Source organism: Holtiella tumoricola, from assembly GCF_027857615.1.
Classification (GTDB): domain Bacteria; phylum Bacillota; class Clostridia; order Lachnospirales; family Cellulosilyticaceae; genus Holtiella; species Holtiella tumoricola.
The window spans coordinates 108,652-126,374 of record NZ_JAQIFT010000010.1 but is presented as its reverse complement, the minus strand read 5'-3'; the positions used below and the strand labels follow the sequence as shown (position 1 = coordinate 126,374).

At 34.2% G+C, this 17,723-nt stretch carries 16 protein-coding genes and 1 pseudogene; 15 read left to right on the top strand and 2 right to left on the bottom strand.

Annotation, left to right across the window (positions count from 1 at the left end):
* The first annotated feature begins 244 nt into the window (after positions 1-244).
* The 10 genes and pseudogenes from PBV87_RS02030 to phnE (PBV87_RS01985) all read left to right on the top strand — a co-directional run bounded on the left by PBV87_RS02030 (position 245) and on the right by phnE (PBV87_RS01985) (position 9,415).
* The gene (locus tag PBV87_RS02030; RefSeq protein WP_271010951.1) at positions 245-493 is read left to right on the top strand and encodes a TM1266 family iron-only hydrogenase system putative regulator; all 249 of its coding nucleotides are present in this window, start codon (positions 245-247) and stop codon (positions 491-493) included.
* Positions 494-512: 19 nt separating this feature from the next.
* Positions 513-1,928: a [FeFe] hydrogenase H-cluster radical SAM maturase HydG gene (hydG, locus tag PBV87_RS02025; protein WP_271010950.1), complete on the top strand. Its 1,416-nt coding sequence runs from the start codon at positions 513-515 to the stop codon at positions 1,926-1,928.
* Positions 1,929-1,940: 12 nt separating this feature from the next.
* The gene (hydF, locus tag PBV87_RS02020; RefSeq protein ID WP_271010949.1) at positions 1,941-3,104 is read left to right on the top strand and encodes a [FeFe] hydrogenase H-cluster maturation GTPase HydF; all 1,164 of its coding nucleotides are present in this window, start codon (positions 1,941-1,943) and stop codon (positions 3,102-3,104) included.
* A gap of 147 nt (positions 3,105-3,251) precedes the next feature.
* Positions 3,252-4,538 (top strand): adenylosuccinate synthase, encoded by a 1,287-nt coding sequence (locus PBV87_RS02015; protein WP_053984808.1) that lies wholly within the window; start codon positions 3,252-3,254, stop codon positions 4,536-4,538.
* Positions 4,539-4,728: 190 nt separating this feature from the next.
* A complete protein-coding gene (locus PBV87_RS02010) occupies positions 4,729-5,346 on the top strand; it encodes a TetR/AcrR family transcriptional regulator (RefSeq protein WP_198524912.1) in 618 nt (205 codons plus the stop codon).
* Between the two features lie 15 nt (positions 5,347-5,361).
* The gene (locus PBV87_RS02005) at positions 5,362-6,591 is read left to right on the top strand and encodes a cation:proton antiporter (RefSeq protein ID WP_301335024.1); all 1,230 of its coding nucleotides are present in this window, start codon (positions 5,362-5,364) and stop codon (positions 6,589-6,591) included.
* A 122-nt stretch (positions 6,592-6,713) separates the two neighbouring features.
* Positions 6,714-7,298: a cyclase family protein gene (locus PBV87_RS02000; RefSeq protein WP_053984805.1), complete on the top strand. Its 585-nt coding sequence runs from the start codon at positions 6,714-6,716 to the stop codon at positions 7,296-7,298.
* Positions 7,299-7,471: 173 nt separating this feature from the next.
* Positions 7,472-7,795 carry an ATP-binding cassette domain-containing protein gene (locus PBV87_RS01995; protein WP_330680321.1) on the top strand — a complete coding sequence of 108 codons (324 nt, stop codon included), beginning with the start codon at positions 7,472-7,474 and terminating at the stop codon, positions 7,793-7,795.
* Positions 7,782-8,590: pseudogene (phnE, locus tag PBV87_RS01990) on the top strand (phosphonate ABC transporter, permease protein PhnE). The gene PBV87_RS01995 and the pseudogene phnE (PBV87_RS01990) overlap by 14 nt, the downstream one beginning before the upstream one ends.
* 15 nt (positions 8,591-8,605) lie before the next feature.
* Positions 8,606-9,415 (top strand): phosphonate ABC transporter, permease protein PhnE, encoded by an 810-nt coding sequence (gene phnE / locus PBV87_RS01985; RefSeq protein ID WP_271010948.1) that lies wholly within the window; start codon positions 8,606-8,608, stop codon positions 9,413-9,415.
* Positions 9,416-9,489: 74 nt separating this feature from the next.
* Here the strand turns inward: phnE (PBV87_RS01985) and PBV87_RS01980 are convergent, their stop codons facing one another.
* Positions 9,490-10,053 (bottom strand): hypothetical protein, encoded by a 564-nt coding sequence (locus tag PBV87_RS01980; protein WP_271010947.1) that lies wholly within the window; start codon positions 10,051-10,053, stop codon positions 9,490-9,492.
* 153 nt (positions 10,054-10,206) lie between these two features.
* On the opposite strand from PBV87_RS01980, the gene PBV87_RS01975 reads away from it, so the two are divergent.
* From PBV87_RS01975 to PBV87_RS01960, 4 genes are all read left to right on the top strand, one after another.
* The gene (locus tag PBV87_RS01975) at positions 10,207-10,650 is read left to right on the top strand and encodes a hypothetical protein (protein WP_053984798.1); all 444 of its coding nucleotides are present in this window, start codon (positions 10,207-10,209) and stop codon (positions 10,648-10,650) included.
* 121 nt (positions 10,651-10,771) lie between these two features.
* Positions 10,772-10,966 (top strand): CDIF630_02480 family spore surface protein, encoded by a 195-nt coding sequence (locus PBV87_RS01970; protein ID WP_053984797.1) that lies wholly within the window; start codon positions 10,772-10,774, stop codon positions 10,964-10,966.
* A gap of 17 nt (positions 10,967-10,983) precedes the next feature.
* Entirely contained in the window at positions 10,984-14,505 is a 3,522-nt protein-coding gene (gene nifJ, locus PBV87_RS01965; protein WP_271010946.1) for a pyruvate:ferredoxin (flavodoxin) oxidoreductase, read from the top strand.
* Between the two features lie 210 nt (positions 14,506-14,715).
* Positions 14,716-16,155, top strand: coding sequence for a C39 family peptidase (locus PBV87_RS01960; RefSeq protein ID WP_271010945.1), 1,440 nt, complete (start codon positions 14,716-14,718; stop codon positions 16,153-16,155).
* 61 nt (positions 16,156-16,216) lie between these two features.
* Here PBV87_RS01960 and PBV87_RS01955 read toward each other — a convergent pair whose 3' ends face one another.
* Positions 16,217-16,780 (bottom strand): TetR/AcrR family transcriptional regulator, encoded by a 564-nt coding sequence (locus PBV87_RS01955; protein ID WP_271010944.1) that lies wholly within the window; start codon positions 16,778-16,780, stop codon positions 16,217-16,219.
* A 239-nt stretch (positions 16,781-17,019) separates the two neighbouring features.
* On the opposite strand from PBV87_RS01955, the gene PBV87_RS01950 reads away from it, so the two are divergent.
* Positions 17,020-17,721, top strand: a complete 702-nt coding sequence (locus PBV87_RS01950; protein WP_053986322.1) for an ABC transporter ATP-binding protein — start codon at positions 17,020-17,022, stop codon at positions 17,719-17,721.
* The last annotated feature ends 2 nt before the right edge of the window (positions 17,722-17,723 follow it).

Here is a 17,723-nt window from a genome sequence, read left to right as displayed (position 1 = left end):
ATATAAAATTTAGACTAGAAATAAATAATAAATTAGGCTATGATAAAGTTAGTCATCGATTTTTAGGAATATTTCTTAAGAATGGATTTCGAGCAATCTAGACCCTCTTGCGAGGAAATTTCTAAGCAATGGGCAAAGGACACATAGCGCTAATCAATCCAGAAGATCATTTGCATCTACATGGATCAGTATGCCCTTTTGCACTCATGCAAAAGGGCTTTTTTAGTGAATGAAAGGAGAAAATATGGTAGAAACAAGAGTTGGAGTGGTTGGAATTATTATTGAAGAATTAGAAAGTGCTGTAATGGTCAACCAAATTTTGCATGAATCAGCAGATAAGATTGTAGGTAGGATGGGGATTCCCTATAGGGAGAAAGGTATTAGTGTTATTTCTGTAATAGTAGATGGGACGGTAGATGAACTAAGTGCAATGACTGGAAGATTAGGAAAGATTAAAGGTGTTACAGTAAAATCAGCTCTTACAAAAAAATAGATGAGGGGGGGAATAAAGAATGATAGGATGGGAAAATGTTAACTGGTCTGAATGTGCTAATGAATGGTTTGAGGAAGGTTACATTTATGAGGTGTTAGATAAAGCAAGAGACAAAGCTAGTAACAAAGAATATGTGACTCAACTTATAGAAAAAGCAGCAAATTTAAAGGGACTTACTCATAAGGAAGCTTCAGTGTTGCTGATGGTAGAAGATGAAGATCTACTCCAGCAGATGAAAGAAACAGCTAAGCAGATTAAAGAAGATATCTACGGGAAAAGAGTAGTACTTTTTGCACCTTTATATGTAAGTGATTATTGTGTTAATGGCTGTGAATATTGTGGTTATAAACATAGTAATTGTGAATTAGAACGTAAAAAACTTACAATGGAAGAACTTAAAAAAGAAGTTCAAGCATTAGAAGAGTTAGGGCATAAACGTTTAGCTTTAGAACTTGGAGAAGACCCTGTTAATAATCCAATAGAGTATGTACTAGAGTGCATTGATACAATCTATCAAATGAAATTTAAAAATGGTCAGATTAGACGTATTAATGTCAATATCGCTGCGACAACCATTGAAGAATATAAGATGCTTAAAGAAGCACAGATTGGTACGTATATTCTTTTCCAAGAAACTTACCATAGACCAACTTATGAAAGTGTTCATCCTAAAGGACCAAAGCATAATTATAGCTATCATACATCTGCATTTCATCGTGCTATGTTGGGGGGGATTGATGATGTAGGATTTGGAGTACTTTACGGTTTGTATGACTACCGTTATGAAACAGTTGCCATGTTGATGCATGCAGAAAAACTAGAGCAAGATATGGGGGTAGGACCACATACTATATCTGTACCACGTATTAAGGCAGCAGAAAATGTAGAAACCAGTAAATATCCAGGTGTAAGTGATGAGAATTTTAAACACATTGTTATGGTACTAAGGCTTGCAGTACCTTATACAGGGCTTATTATTTCTACTAGAGAGGATGCTGCACTTCGTGAGGAGGCATTAGAACTTGGAATATCACAAATGAGTGCAGGGTCATGTACTGCTGTTGGGGGCTATCAATCTCCAGATCACAAGCCGCAATTTGAAGTAGATGATCATAGATCACCTGCAGAGGTTATAAAAGATTTATTACTGAGAGGCTATATACCAAGTTATTGTACAGCATGCTATAGACAAGGGCGTACAGGGGATCGTTTTATGCGACTTGCTAAGACAGGACAAATAGGTAATATTTGTACACCTAATGCACTCCTTACTTTAAATGAGTATCTAGAAGACTACGGAGATGAGAAGTTAAAAGTAATAGGTAAACAAGTTATAAAGAAACAACTTGAGATAATTCAAAGTGAAAAGGCTCGTGCACAAGCAGGGGAATGGATAGAACGCATAAATGCAGGAGAACGAGATTTTAGATTTTAAGGAGGCGTGTATATGCAACAAACCCCGAAAGGAAATCAACTCCATATAGGACTATTTGGAAAAAGAAATGCAGGAAAATCTACATTGATGAATGTATTACTTGACCAAGAGCTGTCGATTGTATCTCCAATTGCAGGAACAACTACAGATATTGTACATAAGAGTAAAGAGTGGCATCCATTAGGACCGATTGTATTTGTGGATACTCCAGGTTTAGATGATGAAGGTACACTAGGAGGACTAAGGATACAAAAGGCAATGGAGATGTTAAGGCAAGTAGACCTAGTATTATGGATAACTAAGGAAGAAGAGCTAGAGGAAGAAGAACAACAAGTGTTATTGCAACTGGACCAAGCAAAAACACCTTATCTTATTGTGTATAATAAGTATATAATAGAAGAAAATAAAGGTATAGAGATAAAAGAAAGTATTACAATTAGTGCAAAAGATCAAATAGGAATAGATACATTAAAGGTAGCTATTACGAATAAACTCATGCAGATGGAAGAACCAAAGTGTATAGGTGATAAGGTGGGAGTGGGAGATAGGGTATTATTAGTGATGCCACAGGATTTGCAAGCACCTAAAGGGCGACTTATCCTGCCACAAGTTCAGATATTAAGAGAAATTTTAGATGCACATGCCATTCCTATTATGACCACAAAAGAAACACTAGAAGAAACATTAACATCTTTAAAAGAACCACCTGATTTGATTATTACAGACTCACAAATTTTTAGTGAGGTATATGAAGTATGTCCAAAATCCATACCACTTACTTCTTTCTCTATATTAATGGCAAGGCGGAAAGGTGATCTAGAGCAATATGTAGAAGGCGTTTATGCATTAAAGCAATTAAAGTCAGGAGATAAAGTGCTTATTGCAGAAAGTTGTAGTCATAATCCTTTACATGGGGATATTGCAAGATGTAAAATTCCTCAGGCCATTAAGAAGCAGACACAGGTAGAAATTCAGTTTGAAAATGTATGTGGGAATAGTTTCCCGGAGGATCTGTCTGCTTATGCGCTAGTTATTCAATGTGGAGGTTGCATGCATACTCCTAAACAAATTAAGACTAGATTAAAAGGTGCAAAGTTACAACAAGTACCCATTACAAATTTTGGTATAGTACTTGCTTATTTATCAGGAATACTAGATAAAGTATGGATTCCATAGTAAAGTAAGGCTATTTCATTAAGTTATACTTATAGCATAAAGTTATGGTATAAGTATAACTTATAATACTAATAAAAAATGGTAATTATACTTATAGATGGATTTATAGTATGATAAAGACAACAACAGTGTAGGAGGTACATGTAAATGGTTAGTGCAATTGTAGGTGGAAACTGGGGCGATGAAGGAAAAGGTAAGGTAACAGACTTATTAGCAGGAGATGCAGATATTATCATCCGCTTCCAAGGTGGGGCGAATGCAGGTCACACAATTATTAATGAGTATGGAAAATTTGCTTTACATCTTTTACCATCAGGTGTATTTAGAAAAGATGTAGTAAATATTATTGGACAAGGTGTTGCACTTGATTTAAGTAAATTATTTGCAGAATTAGATGGTCTTACAAGTCGCGGGGTTCCAATGCCAAACATTCTAGTATCTGACCGTGCACAGATTTTAATGCCATATCATGTACGTCTTGATGAATTAGAAGAAGAAAGATTAGGGGCTAAAAGCTTTGGTTCAACAAAATCAGGTATTGCGCCATTCTATTCAGATAAATACTTAAAAATTGGTGTACAAGTTGGTGAAATGTTCGATGATGAAATCCTTATGGAACGTTTAGAAAAAGTATGCGAAATTAAAAACCAAATGATTAGTGCACTTTATAATGGGGCAAGCTTACTTGATCCAAAAGAAATTTTTGATGAAGTGATTAAATATCGTGAACGTCTTGAACCAATGGTAACAAACATTGCTTATTATTTAAATGATGCAATGAAAGCAGGCAAAAATATTTTACTTGAAGGACAACTTGGAGCGTTAAAAGATACAGATAATGGTATCTATCCATATGTTACTTCTTCATCACCTCTTGCAGGTTTTGCAACAGTAGGAGCAAGTATCCCACCACATGCAATTGAGAAAATTGTAACTGTTGTTAAATCTTACTCTTCAGCAGTAGGGGCTGGAGCTTTTGTAAGTGAGATCTTTGGTGAAGAAGCTGAAGAACTTAGAAAACGTGGAGGAGACTGTGGTGAGTACGGAGCGACAACAGGTCGTCCACGTCGTATGGGATGGTTTGACGTAGTAGCAACAAAATACGGATGTATGCTTCATGGTACAACAGATGTAGCTTTATCATTACTAGATGTATTAGGTTACTTAGACAAAATTCCAGTATGTACTGGATATGAAATTGATGGTGAAGTAACAGATGTATTCCCATGTACACCAAAACTTAATAAAGCAAAACCAGTTTTAACTTATTTAGATGGATGGAAATGCGATATTAGTGGTATTAGAAACTACGAAGACCTTCCAGAAAATGCTAGAAAATATGTAGAGTTTGTTGAGGAGCAACTTGGTTACCCAGTAACTATGGTTTCAAATGGTCCAAAACGTGAAGACATTATCATGAGAAATGTCAAATAAAAAGTGTGTATAAATTAAACAGTGTGTATAAATTAAACAGTGTGTAAAAGTATGAGGCTATCCTTAGGGGGGAGAGCCTCATTTTTGTATTTTTAAATTTAAAATAATAGAAAATTAAATATTGACTTAGAGGTCTAAATGTTGGAAAATAAAATAGACCTATAGGTCTAAAATGGAGGAGCAATTAATTATGAAACGTGAAGAGCAAAATGAGAAAAGCCGTAATCGTATTTTGCAAGCAGCATTAAAAGAATATGGAACTAAAAATTACAGTGAAACCTCTATCAATACTATTTGTAATGAGAATGGAATTTCTAAGGGATTGATTTACCATTATTTTGGGAATGTAGACCAAGTCTTTTTAGCTTGTGTAGAAGAATGCTTTTCTAAAATGTATCAGTATCTAGAAGAGAATATTTGCTTCATACCTGAGGATCGTGATGCTACAATGGATTCCTTTATGAAGGTAAGATGTGCGTTTTTTAAGGATCACCCTGAGCTTGCTCATATTTTTAGTATTGCATTATTCCAGACACCATCTCACCTTAGAGCTGAAGTGAAACAAAGAAAAGTACAACTAGATGCCTTTAATAGAAGTTTTCTTAGAGAATTTCTTAACTTAGTAGAGTTAAGAGAAGATATTACAAAGGAAGAGGCTATTGAATATATTATGTCCTTCAGTGAATTTTATAATAGCACGTTTGAAAGTGAAGAGATGTCAGATTATACAGAGCAAGAACGTTTAGAATTACATGAGAAGAAAATGAAAAAATCAATTGATTTATTATTATATGGTATTGGTAAATAGAAAGAAGGTATATTAATGGATTTAGTGAGATTTCTTTTACTCGTTGTTATCGGTTTTGGAACAGGTAAGTTAATGACCAAAATGAAAATGCCTGCTATTTTAGGATGGCTTATAGCCGGAATGGTTTTTGGGCCTCATGCTATTGGGTTATTAAGTCAAGAGGTTATGAAAGCAGGTTGGTATGAAATACTCATGCATATCTTTGAATGTGCAGTGGGTGTATTGATTGGTAGTGAATTAATATGGAAACGTATTAAAAAGTCAGGAAAGCAAATTATAATGATTACTTTAATGCAATCACTAGGAACTTTTTTCATTGTATCCTTAGTCTTTGGTATAGTCTTTTACTTTATGAATATCCCAATTTATTTAGCTGTAATCTTTGGTGGAATTGCTCTTGCTACCGCGCCAGCACCAGCTTTATCTATTGTAAATGAATATAAGACAGATGGGCCTGTTACTAAAACGCTTATTCCCATGGCCGCTCTAGATGACTTAGTCGGTGTAACAGTATTCTTTACAGTAATGGGCATTGTATCGGCTAATATTTCAACACAAAAGTTACCAGCTTATATGATTCTTTTAGTGGTATTACTACCATTAGTTGTAGGATGTTTAGTAGGGCTTCTAGGTGGTGTAGTTCTTAAAAACGATAGGCCTAAAGGATCCACTTTGGCATTAACTATTTTATTTATTTTATTAGCAACAGCTATTGGATTTGGAATCAACAAATTTATTTTTGAAAGATCTGTACTGAACTTTATGCTTATAGGTATGGCGTTTACAGCAACTTTTGCCAATATGGTGCCTGAAGAGCGCTTAGAAGCTATACTAGAGGCTTTCCAACCTGTATTAGGCATAAGTTTAATCTGTGCTATTCTAAATTTAGGTGCACCTCTTGATTATCATCTTATATTTGGTGCAGGGCTGTTTACAATCATTTATATTGGCGCACGTGCAGTAGGTAAAATAGGAGGAGCAACATTAGGGGGAAAGGTGATGAAGGCACCTGAGCCAGTAAGAAAGTACCTTGGATTCACACTTTTACCTCATTCAGGAGTATCCTTAGTTTTTACAGGCATTGCAGTTGGTATATTAAGTGGGCCAGCACCTGAATGTGCTCAGATTATTCAAGGAACAATAGCAGCAGCTGCTGTTATCAATGAAGTAATTGCTGTATTTGTAGCTAAACAAGCCTTCAAATGGTCAGGAGAAATGCAGGAGCGGAATGGTGTAGCTATGTAAGAATTTATATAATCATCTATTAATGTTCAAAAAACTAACTTAACTAGACTTTATCAGTAAGATTTTGGTATACTGTAATGTGAAGTAAAAGATAGAAAACTACAAAGATAAGAGATGAAGATATGAAATATATAGACTTAACATTAACAGTAAGAAAAACAAACAAAGCTTATCAGTGGGCACAATCCCAATTGAAAAAAGAAATTGTTATGGGTCATGTAGGAACACATTTTGATGTGTACGATAGACCTAATGTTCCTCTTGAATATATGCAAACCAGAGGGGTTCTATTAGATGTTAGCCATGTTCAAGGAAAAGAAATTACAAGTGATGATGTAGATCTAGATTATGTGAAGCCAGGGGACTTTGTCTTAATACGAACAGGAACTATTGAAAAACACCCATATGGAAGTGGGCTGTACTTTAGAGAAAGTCCTGTTCTATCTTGGGAACTTATCGAGGAATTAATTGATTGTAGAGTAAGTTTTATTGGCTTAGACACACAAGATATTCGTCGTAATCATGAGCATATAGAGGCAGAAAAGATGTGTGAAGCTAAAGGAATCTATGTTATCGAAAATCTAAAGAACTTAGATAAGATTAAACCTGATGTAGTATGTAAAATGCTTACCATGTGGCAAGATGATCCTGAGGCAACAGGGGTTCGTTGTAGAGTTGTTGCTGTACAACCTGAAGATGAAGAATAGAAAACAAGAACTTATAAGAATAAAGAGAGAAGGGATGTTGAATGCGATAAAGTCAACATCCCTTTTAATTTATTAACATAGGTTATGTAATGTTTTTCTATTATCGAACGCTACGTTAAAAATATGTAAAATCTCATTTTTTTGCATAAAACTTTACTAAAATCTCTTGTGCTTTGGGTATTTATACACTTGCTCGTACACTGGCACAAGATCCGAAGATTATCTTATCGGATGAGCCAATTGCAGCCCTTGACCCAGTAACTGCAAAACAAGTTATAAATAACTTCAGACGTATCAATAGAGAGATGAACATCTCTGTACTTATTAATATCCATCATGTAGACTTAGCCTTTGAATATGCAGACCGTGTAATAGGTGTGAGAGGTGGAAAAATTATATATGATGGACCAAGTAAAGAGGTAACAAGTGAAGTCTTAGATCGTATTTATGGAGGACAGGACCAGATACAATGGAGGGGATACAATGAGCCTGTATGACAAAATATTTCCACCTAAAAAGATTACTCTCTCTGATGGAAAGGTAGTCAGTGAGAAACGCTCACGTATGCCACTTGTCATATTGCTTCATGGATTGCTATTGATGTGACAGGGTTTAATTTAACTGTACTTATAAAAAGAGGGAAGCAGTTTTTTGTTATTTTAGAGCAAATGTTTCCACCAAATTTAGATTATATGAATAGTATTTGGGGACCTCTATTTGACACTATTAAAATGTCTTTATTAGGTTCAGTAATAGGTTCACTATTAGCTATTCCTTTTTCAATTATTGCAGCGAGCAACGTAGTAAAAAGTCGTGTAGTTATTAGTCTATCTCGTCTTTTCTTAAGCTTAGTAAGAACTTTGCCGACCCTTGTTATTGCATTAATTGCAACTTACATCTTTGGTCTTGGGACACTAGCAGGGACAACAGCTATTGCTGTATTTACCTTTGCTTATGTAGGAAAGATTCTTTATGAGCAAATTGAAACAGTAGATATGGGTGCTTTTGAAGCTATGGAAGCAGCAGGTGCTACAAAACTAAAGGCTTTCCTTGCTGCTATTGTACCACAAGTTTTACCAGGTTATATTGCTAACTGCCTCTTCTGCTTTGAGGGGAATGTAAGATATGCCTCTATTTTAGGTTATGTAGGTGCTGAAGGCTTAGGCCTTATCCTTAATGAGAAAATTGGTTGGAGAGAATATGGAAGTGTAGGGATGATCCTAGTAGCTTTATTCGTAACCGTTATGATTATTGAAGGTATTAGCCATTACTTACGTAAAAAATTAACTTAAAAGGAGGATAACAACATGAATGAACGTATTCAAACACAGCTTAACAAACAACCAAAAACATGGATCTTTCAAGTTATTTCAGTATTAATTGTTGTCATTCTCATTGGATGGTCTAGTACTGCAGTCAATTTCAAAGGGGTTACAGCCGGAGGTATGGGCGTAGCAAGTAGTATTGTCAAAGGGATTTTTAACCCAGATACACAGCTTCTTTTCAACTTTACTAACCAAGGTGTGCCTTATTTATTATTAGAAACAGTATGTATTGCTTTCCTAGGAACTATAGTAGGTGCTATTTTAGCTATTCCAATAGCTTTCTTAAGTGCAACAAATCTTGTGCCTAAACCAATTGCTCTTATTGGGCGTGTACTTATTATGGCAATCAGAACAATTCCGACTTTTGTTTATGGATTAATGTTTATACGTGTAACAGGCCCAGGACCGTTTGCAGGACTTTTAACCATGTCTGTTGCATCTATTGGTATGGTTTCAAAAATGTATATAGAATCTATTGAGGATTTAGATACAAAAATTCTTGAATCTTTTGAAGCTAGTGGTTGTACAACTTTCCAAAAGATTAAATATGGCATCCTACCACAGCTCATGCCAGATTTTGCATCAACTATTATTTATCGTTTTGATATGAACTTAAGAGACGCAACAGTACTTGGATTAGTAGGTGCAGGTGGGATTGGTGCACCACTGATTTTTGCTATGAATGCTTATAAATGGAATCAAGTAGGTGCTATCTTAGCAGGACTTATTATCCTTGTATTAATAGTAGAATGGATTTCATCTAAAATCCGTGTCAAACTTGCACGTGGATAAAATGAATAGAAAATAAGAATAGATACTAAAAAGGAGCTATTACATAAATGATATGTAATAGCTCCTTTTCTATGTCAAGAAACAAGTTGATCACAGAAAATAAGGCCTTTAGGATCACCTAATAATGTATTTAGGAAGCCCTCATAAATCAGATTTAAATCAGAGTGGGTTCTAAAATCTTTGGCAGTTGTAAGAATAGGTTCTTTATTAAATTCTAAAATGCCAGCTTCACTTAATATGTAAGAAACAAATTGAGAACAAAAATAACTATGTTTAGGTTGAATCTTGATATTAAAAAGGCGTCCAATAACACCAAGGATATTATATTTATATTTTTCTTCTTCTAAACAAAACTCGCTAAGTAAAGAAGTAAGCTTTTCATATTGGACATCACTAATAGTTAAACGGTACATTTGACATTCTGTTTTTGGAAAAGCAGCTACCCATTTGATATAGTCTTCGCATCTAAACCCACCAATAAAAGGATTACGAATTTTTTTGCGGCTAAAACTATAACCATGTGTAAAGTCATCTGTGAAAAGTAAAGAAACATGAGCATAAGGCTCACGAGTATACTTTTTTATTAAATAACAAAAGATGCTTTCAGTCTTAGTAAGCATAATATAGATTGTTTTCATACATACCTCCCCCATATCCTTTTATAAAAAGATATGAAGATATTATAAAGGAAATGTTGAAGAATATCAAATATCCTAAAGAAATAAAATTAAATGCTATGAAACAAAGTATTTTGACTCATACTAATTTAAAAATGACATTGAGGTGACAAAATGAATGAAAATGTAGAAGTACTTAACTTTATATATCAAAATTCAGAAATGGGAACAAATACTTTGACAGAACTTATTGAAATAGCAGGAGATGTACCTTTTGAACAAGTACTCCTTAAAGAGCTAGAAGGATATAAAGCAATTAATAAAGAAGCTATTAGCTTACTTGAGGCAGAAGATCATGAACCAAAAGGTATAAAGAAATTAGATCAGATTAAAACATACATTATGATTAAAGCATCCACATTAAACAATCAATCAGCATCTCATTTAGCTGAAATGCTTATACAAGGCAGTACAATGGGTACAGTAGATATGTGTAAGAAGTTAAATAGTTATAAAAATTTAAAGGATGAGGTACGCGCTTTAGGGCAGCATCTTTTAGAATTTGAAGAAGGAAATATCGAAGAGCTTAAAGAATATTTAAGACAAGGTCATGAATAAAAGGAGAGTACTATAAAGCACTCTCCTTTTATATGAAAACAAGGATAAAATAAACAATCTAGGGAATAAATAAAAGATGAATAGATATGTCAAAGATTATATAGTAAAGGAGAAAATTTCTATGAAAGACGAAATGGATTTAACACTTTCAGGTACACACAACAAACGTCTTAATAATGTAAATGCACAAAATAGTAATACAACAGCAGCGCTCAATGATACAAAGGAGCGTTTAAAAGATTCTAATGTAAGCATCCCAACTGAAGCTGGTGTTATAAATGCCAAAGAGTGGGTAGATAACGGAAGTAGATTATAAGTTAAAGGAGTTTACAAATGAGTAAAATTAAGATGACATTAGATGGGAATACAGCAGCAGCTTATGTAGCTTATGCCTATACAGAAGTTGCTGCCATTTACCCTATTACGCCATCTTCTACTATGGCAGAAGTGGTAGATGAATGGGCTGCTCAGGGTAGAAAGAATATATTTGATCAAAAAGTTAAAGTAGTAGAGATGCAATCTGAAGCGGGTGCTGCAGGTGCTTTCCATGGTTCACTACAAGCAGGAGCCCTTACAACTACTTTTACAGCATCTCAAGGTCTATTACTTATGATTCCTAATATGTACAAAGTAGCAGGGGAACTCTTACCAGGTGTATTCCATGTCAGTGCACGTGCATTAGCTGCTCAAGCTCTTTCAATATTTGGTGACCACCAAGATGTTATGGCAGCAAGACAAACAGGATGCGTTATGCTTGCTACAGGATCAGTACAAGAAGTTATGGACCTTGCTCCAGTTGCCCACTTAGCAGCTATTAAAGGTCGTCTACCTTTTATCCATTTCTTTGATGGATTTAGAACTTCACATGAAATCCAAAAAGTAGAAGCATTAGAATATGATGATTTAAAAGGTTTAGTAGATCAAGAAGCACTTAAAGCATTTAGAGAAAATGCCCTATCACCAAATCATCCAGTAACTCGTGGTACAGCACAAAATCCAGATATTTATTTCCAAACTCGTGAAGCATCTAACAAGTACTATGAAAATATTGTAGGTATTGTAGAAGATTATATTCATAAGATGTCTGATCTTACAGGCAGAAAATATGGTCTATTTGATTATTATGGGGCAAAAGATGCAGAGCATGTTATTGTAGCTATGGGATCAGTCACTCAAACAATAGAAGAGACTATAGACTATCTTAATGCTCAAGGTAAAAAATATGGTCTTGTAAAAGTACATCTTTATCGTCCATTCTCTATGAAGCACTTCTTAGAGGTAATGCCAAGTACAGTTAAACGCATCGCTGTCCTTGACCGTACAAAAGAGCCTGGTGCTATGGGTGAACCACTTTATTTAGATGTACGTAACTGCTACTATGAAGCAGACACAATGCCTCTTATTGTAGGGGGGCGTTATGGACTTGGCTCTAAAGATACAACACCAAGTCAAATTAAAGCAGTATTTGATAACCTTAAACAAGATCAACCTAAAGATCATTTTACTATTGGAATCTATGATGATGTTACCCATACTTCTTTAGATGAAAACGAATTGATCGTTACAGAGCCAAAAAACATGATTCGTTGTAAATTCTGGGGTTATGGATCAGATGGTACAGTAGGTGCTAATAAACAAGCAATTAAAATTATTGGTGAGCATACTGATAAATTTGTTCAAGCATACTTTGACTATGACTCTAAAAAGTCAGGAGGTCTTACAGTATCTCACCTTCGTTTTGGTGATGAGCCCATTCGTTCAACTTATCTCGTAAAAGAGGCAGACTATATTGCATGTCATAACCAATCTTACGTGAATCTTTATGATTTAGTAGAGGGATTAAAACAAGGTGGTACATTTGTACTTAACTGTCAATGGAGCAAAGAAGAGTTAGAAGAAAAGCTTCCTACTAAGTTAAAACGTGGAATAGCAGAAAAACAAGCAGAATTCTATATTATCAATGCAACTAAAATAGCAGAAGAAATTGGACTAGGTAATCGTATTAATATGATTATGCAAGGTGCATTTTTCAAACAAGCAGGAATTATACCAGAAGCGGAGGCGGCTGAGTATTTAAAAGGTGCCGTAAATAAAGCTTATGGTAAAAAAGGTGAAAAAGTGGTTCAAATGAACTATAAAGCTATTGATGAAGGATTCGGTGCTGCAGTTAAAGTAGAAGTACCAAGTAGTTGGAAAGATGCTGATAGTGCAGATGAGAAAAGAGCGAATGAACCAGAATTTGTTGAAAAGATTATGCGCCCAATGGAAGCACAACAAGGTAATCGCTTAAAAGTTAGTGCCTTTGATGGTATTGAAGATGGTACCTTCCCATCAGGAACAACAGCTTATGAAAAACGTGGAATAGGTATTAATGTACCAGAATGGATTCTTGAAAACTGTATTCAGTGTAATCAATGTGCGTATGTTTGTCCACATGCATGTATCCGCCCATTCCTTTTAACACAAGAAGAACAAGATAAAGCACCAGCAAGCTTTGAGACTAAGAAAGCTATTGGTAAAGGCTTTGATGGATTAGGTTACCGTATGCAAGTAGATACAATGGACTGTACAGGTTGCGGTAACTGTGCAGATATTTGCCCAGCAAAAGACAAAGCACTTGTTATGAAGAAACTTGCAACACAAACAGATAAAGAGGTACCTAACTGGGAGTATGCAGTAAGTAAAGTAAGTGATAAAGGTCATCTAGTAGCTGGAAAGACTGTTAAAGATAGCCAATTTAAGACACCTCTATTTGAATTCTCAGGTGCATGTGCAGGATGTGGTGAAACACCATATATCAAACTTGTAACACAACTCTTTGGAGATCGTATGATGATTGCCAATGCTACAGGTTGTTCATCTATCTGGGGTGGTTCAGCACCATGTACACCATATACCTCTAATCATGAAGGTAAAGGGCCATCATGGGCAAATTCACTCTTTGAAGATAATGCTGAATATGGATATGGTATGTATTTAGGTGTAAAACATATTAGAGAAGGACTATCAGAAAATATTACTGCCTTAAAAGAAAAAGTAGGAGACAGTGAAAAAGCAGTTCTTGAAAATTGGCTTGCAAATAAAGACGATGGTGAAGCTTCTAAAGAGGCATCTAAAGCAGTCAGCGAACTCTTAGATAGCCTTTCAAATTCAGCTACTAAAGAACTTGTTGATAAAATTAAAGATAAACAAGATTATCTTGTTAAACGCTCACAATGGATTGTAGGTGGAGATGGATGGGCATATGACATCGGTTATGGCGGTCTTGACCATGTCCTTGCATCTGGAGAAGATATTAATGTCTTTGTATTTGATACAGAAATTTATTCTAATACAGGTGGGCAAGCATCTAAAGCAACACCTCTTGCTGCCATTGCCAAATTTGCCGCTGCTGGTAAACGTGCAGGCAAAAAAGATCTAGGTCGTATGGCTATGACTTATGGTAATGTTTATGTTGCGCAAGTGGGCATGGGTGCAGACAAAAACCAATTTATCAAAGCACTTATTGAAGCTGAAAGTTATAAAGGACCATCTTTGATTATTGCTTATGCACCATGTATTAGTCATGGTCTTAAAGAAGGTATGGGTAGAAGTATGGCCAATATGGAGCAAGCTGTTAAAGCAGGTTACTGGCATCTTTATCGTTATAACCCAGACCTTAAAGAACAAGGTAAAAATCCATTTATACTAGATTCTAAAGAACCAACAGAAAGCTTTAGAGACTTTATTATGAATCAAGTACGTTACTCAGCACTTGCAAAACAGTTCCCAGAAGTAGCTGAAGGTTTGTTTACTGAAACAGAACAGCAAGCAAAAGAACGTTATGAAATTTATAAAAAATTAGCAGAACAATAAAAATAAAAAATCCATCTTAATAAATTATTTATTAAGATGGATTTTTTATAGAAGAAAGATATAGAAAATAATATTGTATTTGACAAAAATGTATAAAAATGTAATAATTCAAATTAAAAATAAATAATAGTTCAAGATTTAATTACTTATAGGTTATCATTTATTTTTTACTTATTATAAATAGAAAATAGTAATGTACATGGGGGAAATATGAAATTAAAAACAATCAAAAAGATGATATTAGTTATGGGGATGAGTAGTTGGTTATTTAATCATACAGTAACCCTATATGCAAATGATTCAATAACAATCAATAGTAAGATTACTAAAATAAATAATATACCAGTGATTAATCAGTTTCCAGAATTGCCTACAGGGTGTGAGGCAACAGCACTGACTATGTTATTAAGATATTATGGTGTGGATGTGACAAAACAGCAGGTAGCAGATAGTCTTCCTAAAGAACCCGTATCTTACTATAAAAATGGTGTAAGATATGGAGGAGATCCTAATAAAGGATTTGTAGGAAATCCGTATTCAAAATCTAGCTATGGTGTATTTGAAAAGCCTATATTACAAGTCATTAATAAATACTTGCCTGAGCGAGGGGAAAACTTAACAGGGAAGACACTAGATCAACTCTTAGAAGTTGTAAAGGATGGAAGACCTGTTATGATATGGGCTACAATAAATATGCTAGACGTAGTTTATCAACAAAGATGGAGGTTGGATACGGGAGAAATGTTTAGTTGGCCTGGTAATGAACATGCTTTATTATTAGTAGGCTATGACTCAACATATATTTATTTAAATGATCCTTATACGGGACAAGAGAAAAAGTACAAACGAGAAGTCGTTGAAAATCGTTATAATACATTAGGCAAAAGAGCAGTAGCCATTTTACCAGAGGAAAAAGTATTAAAACTAAGCGTGAATGGAAGAGTGATTGAGGAGGTAGATGCACAAGAGATTATATATAAAGAAAATAAAGTATTTATACCTGTAAGCTATCTTACATATATAATGGATGATGTATCAGCTACTTATAGAGATAGGATAGTATATTTAGATATCAAAGGTAGAGAAGTACAGCTAGATACGAGACAAAATAAAATGGATATAGTATTTAATGAAAAGAAAACAACAGAGCTATCTTATGAAGTTAATAAAGGTATTACACGAATAGAACTAAATGGCTTAACAGAACTTTTGCCTATTACATACAGTGTGCAAGATGAGCAATTATTAATGGATGTATATAAAGTATTGGAAATATCAGTAGATAACGAACTAATCGTTACAGAAGAGGGGAAGGATATACTATTAAAAGATGAACATATATTTATTCCAGTCAGTTATATAAGTCAATTTATAGATTCCTTTAACTATGAATATAAAGATAAAAAAGTCTATATACAACTAGAGGGTCAATCTTATATATTAGAAAGGGAACAAGATTATATTGATATAGTATTAGAAGATGGAAGTGTAGTTCCGCTACATTATTGGATAGAAGATGGTATAACTAGAATAGAACTTGATGCATTAATACAATATATGGGTTACGAGTATGTTATTCAAGATTCAACAGCTTTTATAAATAGGTATTTAGATGAAGAAGAAAATGAAGAATATGAACAGTGTATTTAAGGCATAAAAGGGAATTAAAAAAGGAGCAGAAGAATTAAAAGATAATTCTTCTGCTCCTTTTTCAATTTTGTGGATAATAAGTGTAGGTACTCATATTGCTTAAAAATTTGACAAGGTCGGCAGGTGATTCTTTTAAACCATTTTGAAGCCAAACTTGGATAACTGATAAGATCCCCCCAATAGAATATTTGATTAAATAATCTAGAAATACGCCATCAAGTTCTGGACTTTGTACGAGGGATTCAATATCAGCCTTATGGGCAATATAAAGTATACGATCTAAGAGTTGGCTGCCTCTTTGATTGCAAAAGAGTATTTTGCATAAAGACTGATTCTCGGCAATTAGCTCAAAGATACTGATGAGTAACGTATTAAGATGAGTTTCTAATGGCATTTCTAATACGTATTCTAATATTTGATTAAAAAGTTCATCTTCCATAGATTGTAAAAGATCATAAGCGTCTTTGTAATGAGAATAAAATGTGCCCCTATTAATATCAGCCTTTTTACAAATATCTGTAACAGTGATCTGATGAATTTCTTTATCTTGCAGTAATTCAATTAAGCTCTCTTTAATTACTGTTTTGGTATATATAATTCTGCGATTTCCTTTAATTCCAGCCATTTTGTTCACCTTTTATGTCTTTTAGTCATTAACAATTTAAAAATAAATGGTATTAAATAGACATATTTTTATAGAATGTCTATTTAATATCAATTTGAATAGATGTGATTATTGTTCTAGATAAGGCTATTCTTTATACTAACTATTATACTTATTATTGTACTATTAATCATACGGGGTGTCTACTTAATGACAAGAGTATGATTAATAATTTGAAATGAATGGAGTTGAATATGAATATGTCATATATACAAATTACCGATGAGTACAAAAGATATAAAATAGGAGAAAATGTTGTTGTTGCCAATGATGGTATTACTTTTTCAGTAGAAAAAGGTGAATTAGTTATTATATTAGGACCCAGTGGAGCTGGGAAGTCTACTGTACTTAACATACTTGGAGGTATGGATACTTGTGATGAAGGACAGGTCATTATTGATGGTACAGATATTGCCAAATTTAATAATAGACAGTTAACCAGTTATAGAAGAAATGATGTAGGTTTTGTATTTCAATTTTATAACCTAGTGCAGAACTTAACGGCAAGAGAGAATGTAGAACTTGCTACTCAGATTTCAAAAAATGCTTTAGATGTAGACCAGACTCTTGAGCTTGTAGGCTTAAGTCATAGAAAAGATAATTTTCCCTCTCAACTTTCAGGTGGAGAGCAACAAAGGGTATCTATTGCAAGAGCTATAGCTAAGAATCCAAAACTTTTACTTTGTGATGAACCAACAGGTGCACTTGACTATAAAACAGGTAAACAAATATTAAAAACGCTACAAGATACTTGTAAAAATACAGGTACAACAGTTATTATTATCACTCATAACTCAGCACTTGCTCCTATTGCAAATAGAGTAATTAAGATTAATGATGCAAAAGTTAGAAGTGTGGAAATCAATCAAAGTCCTGTACCGGTAGAATCTATAGAATGGTAGAG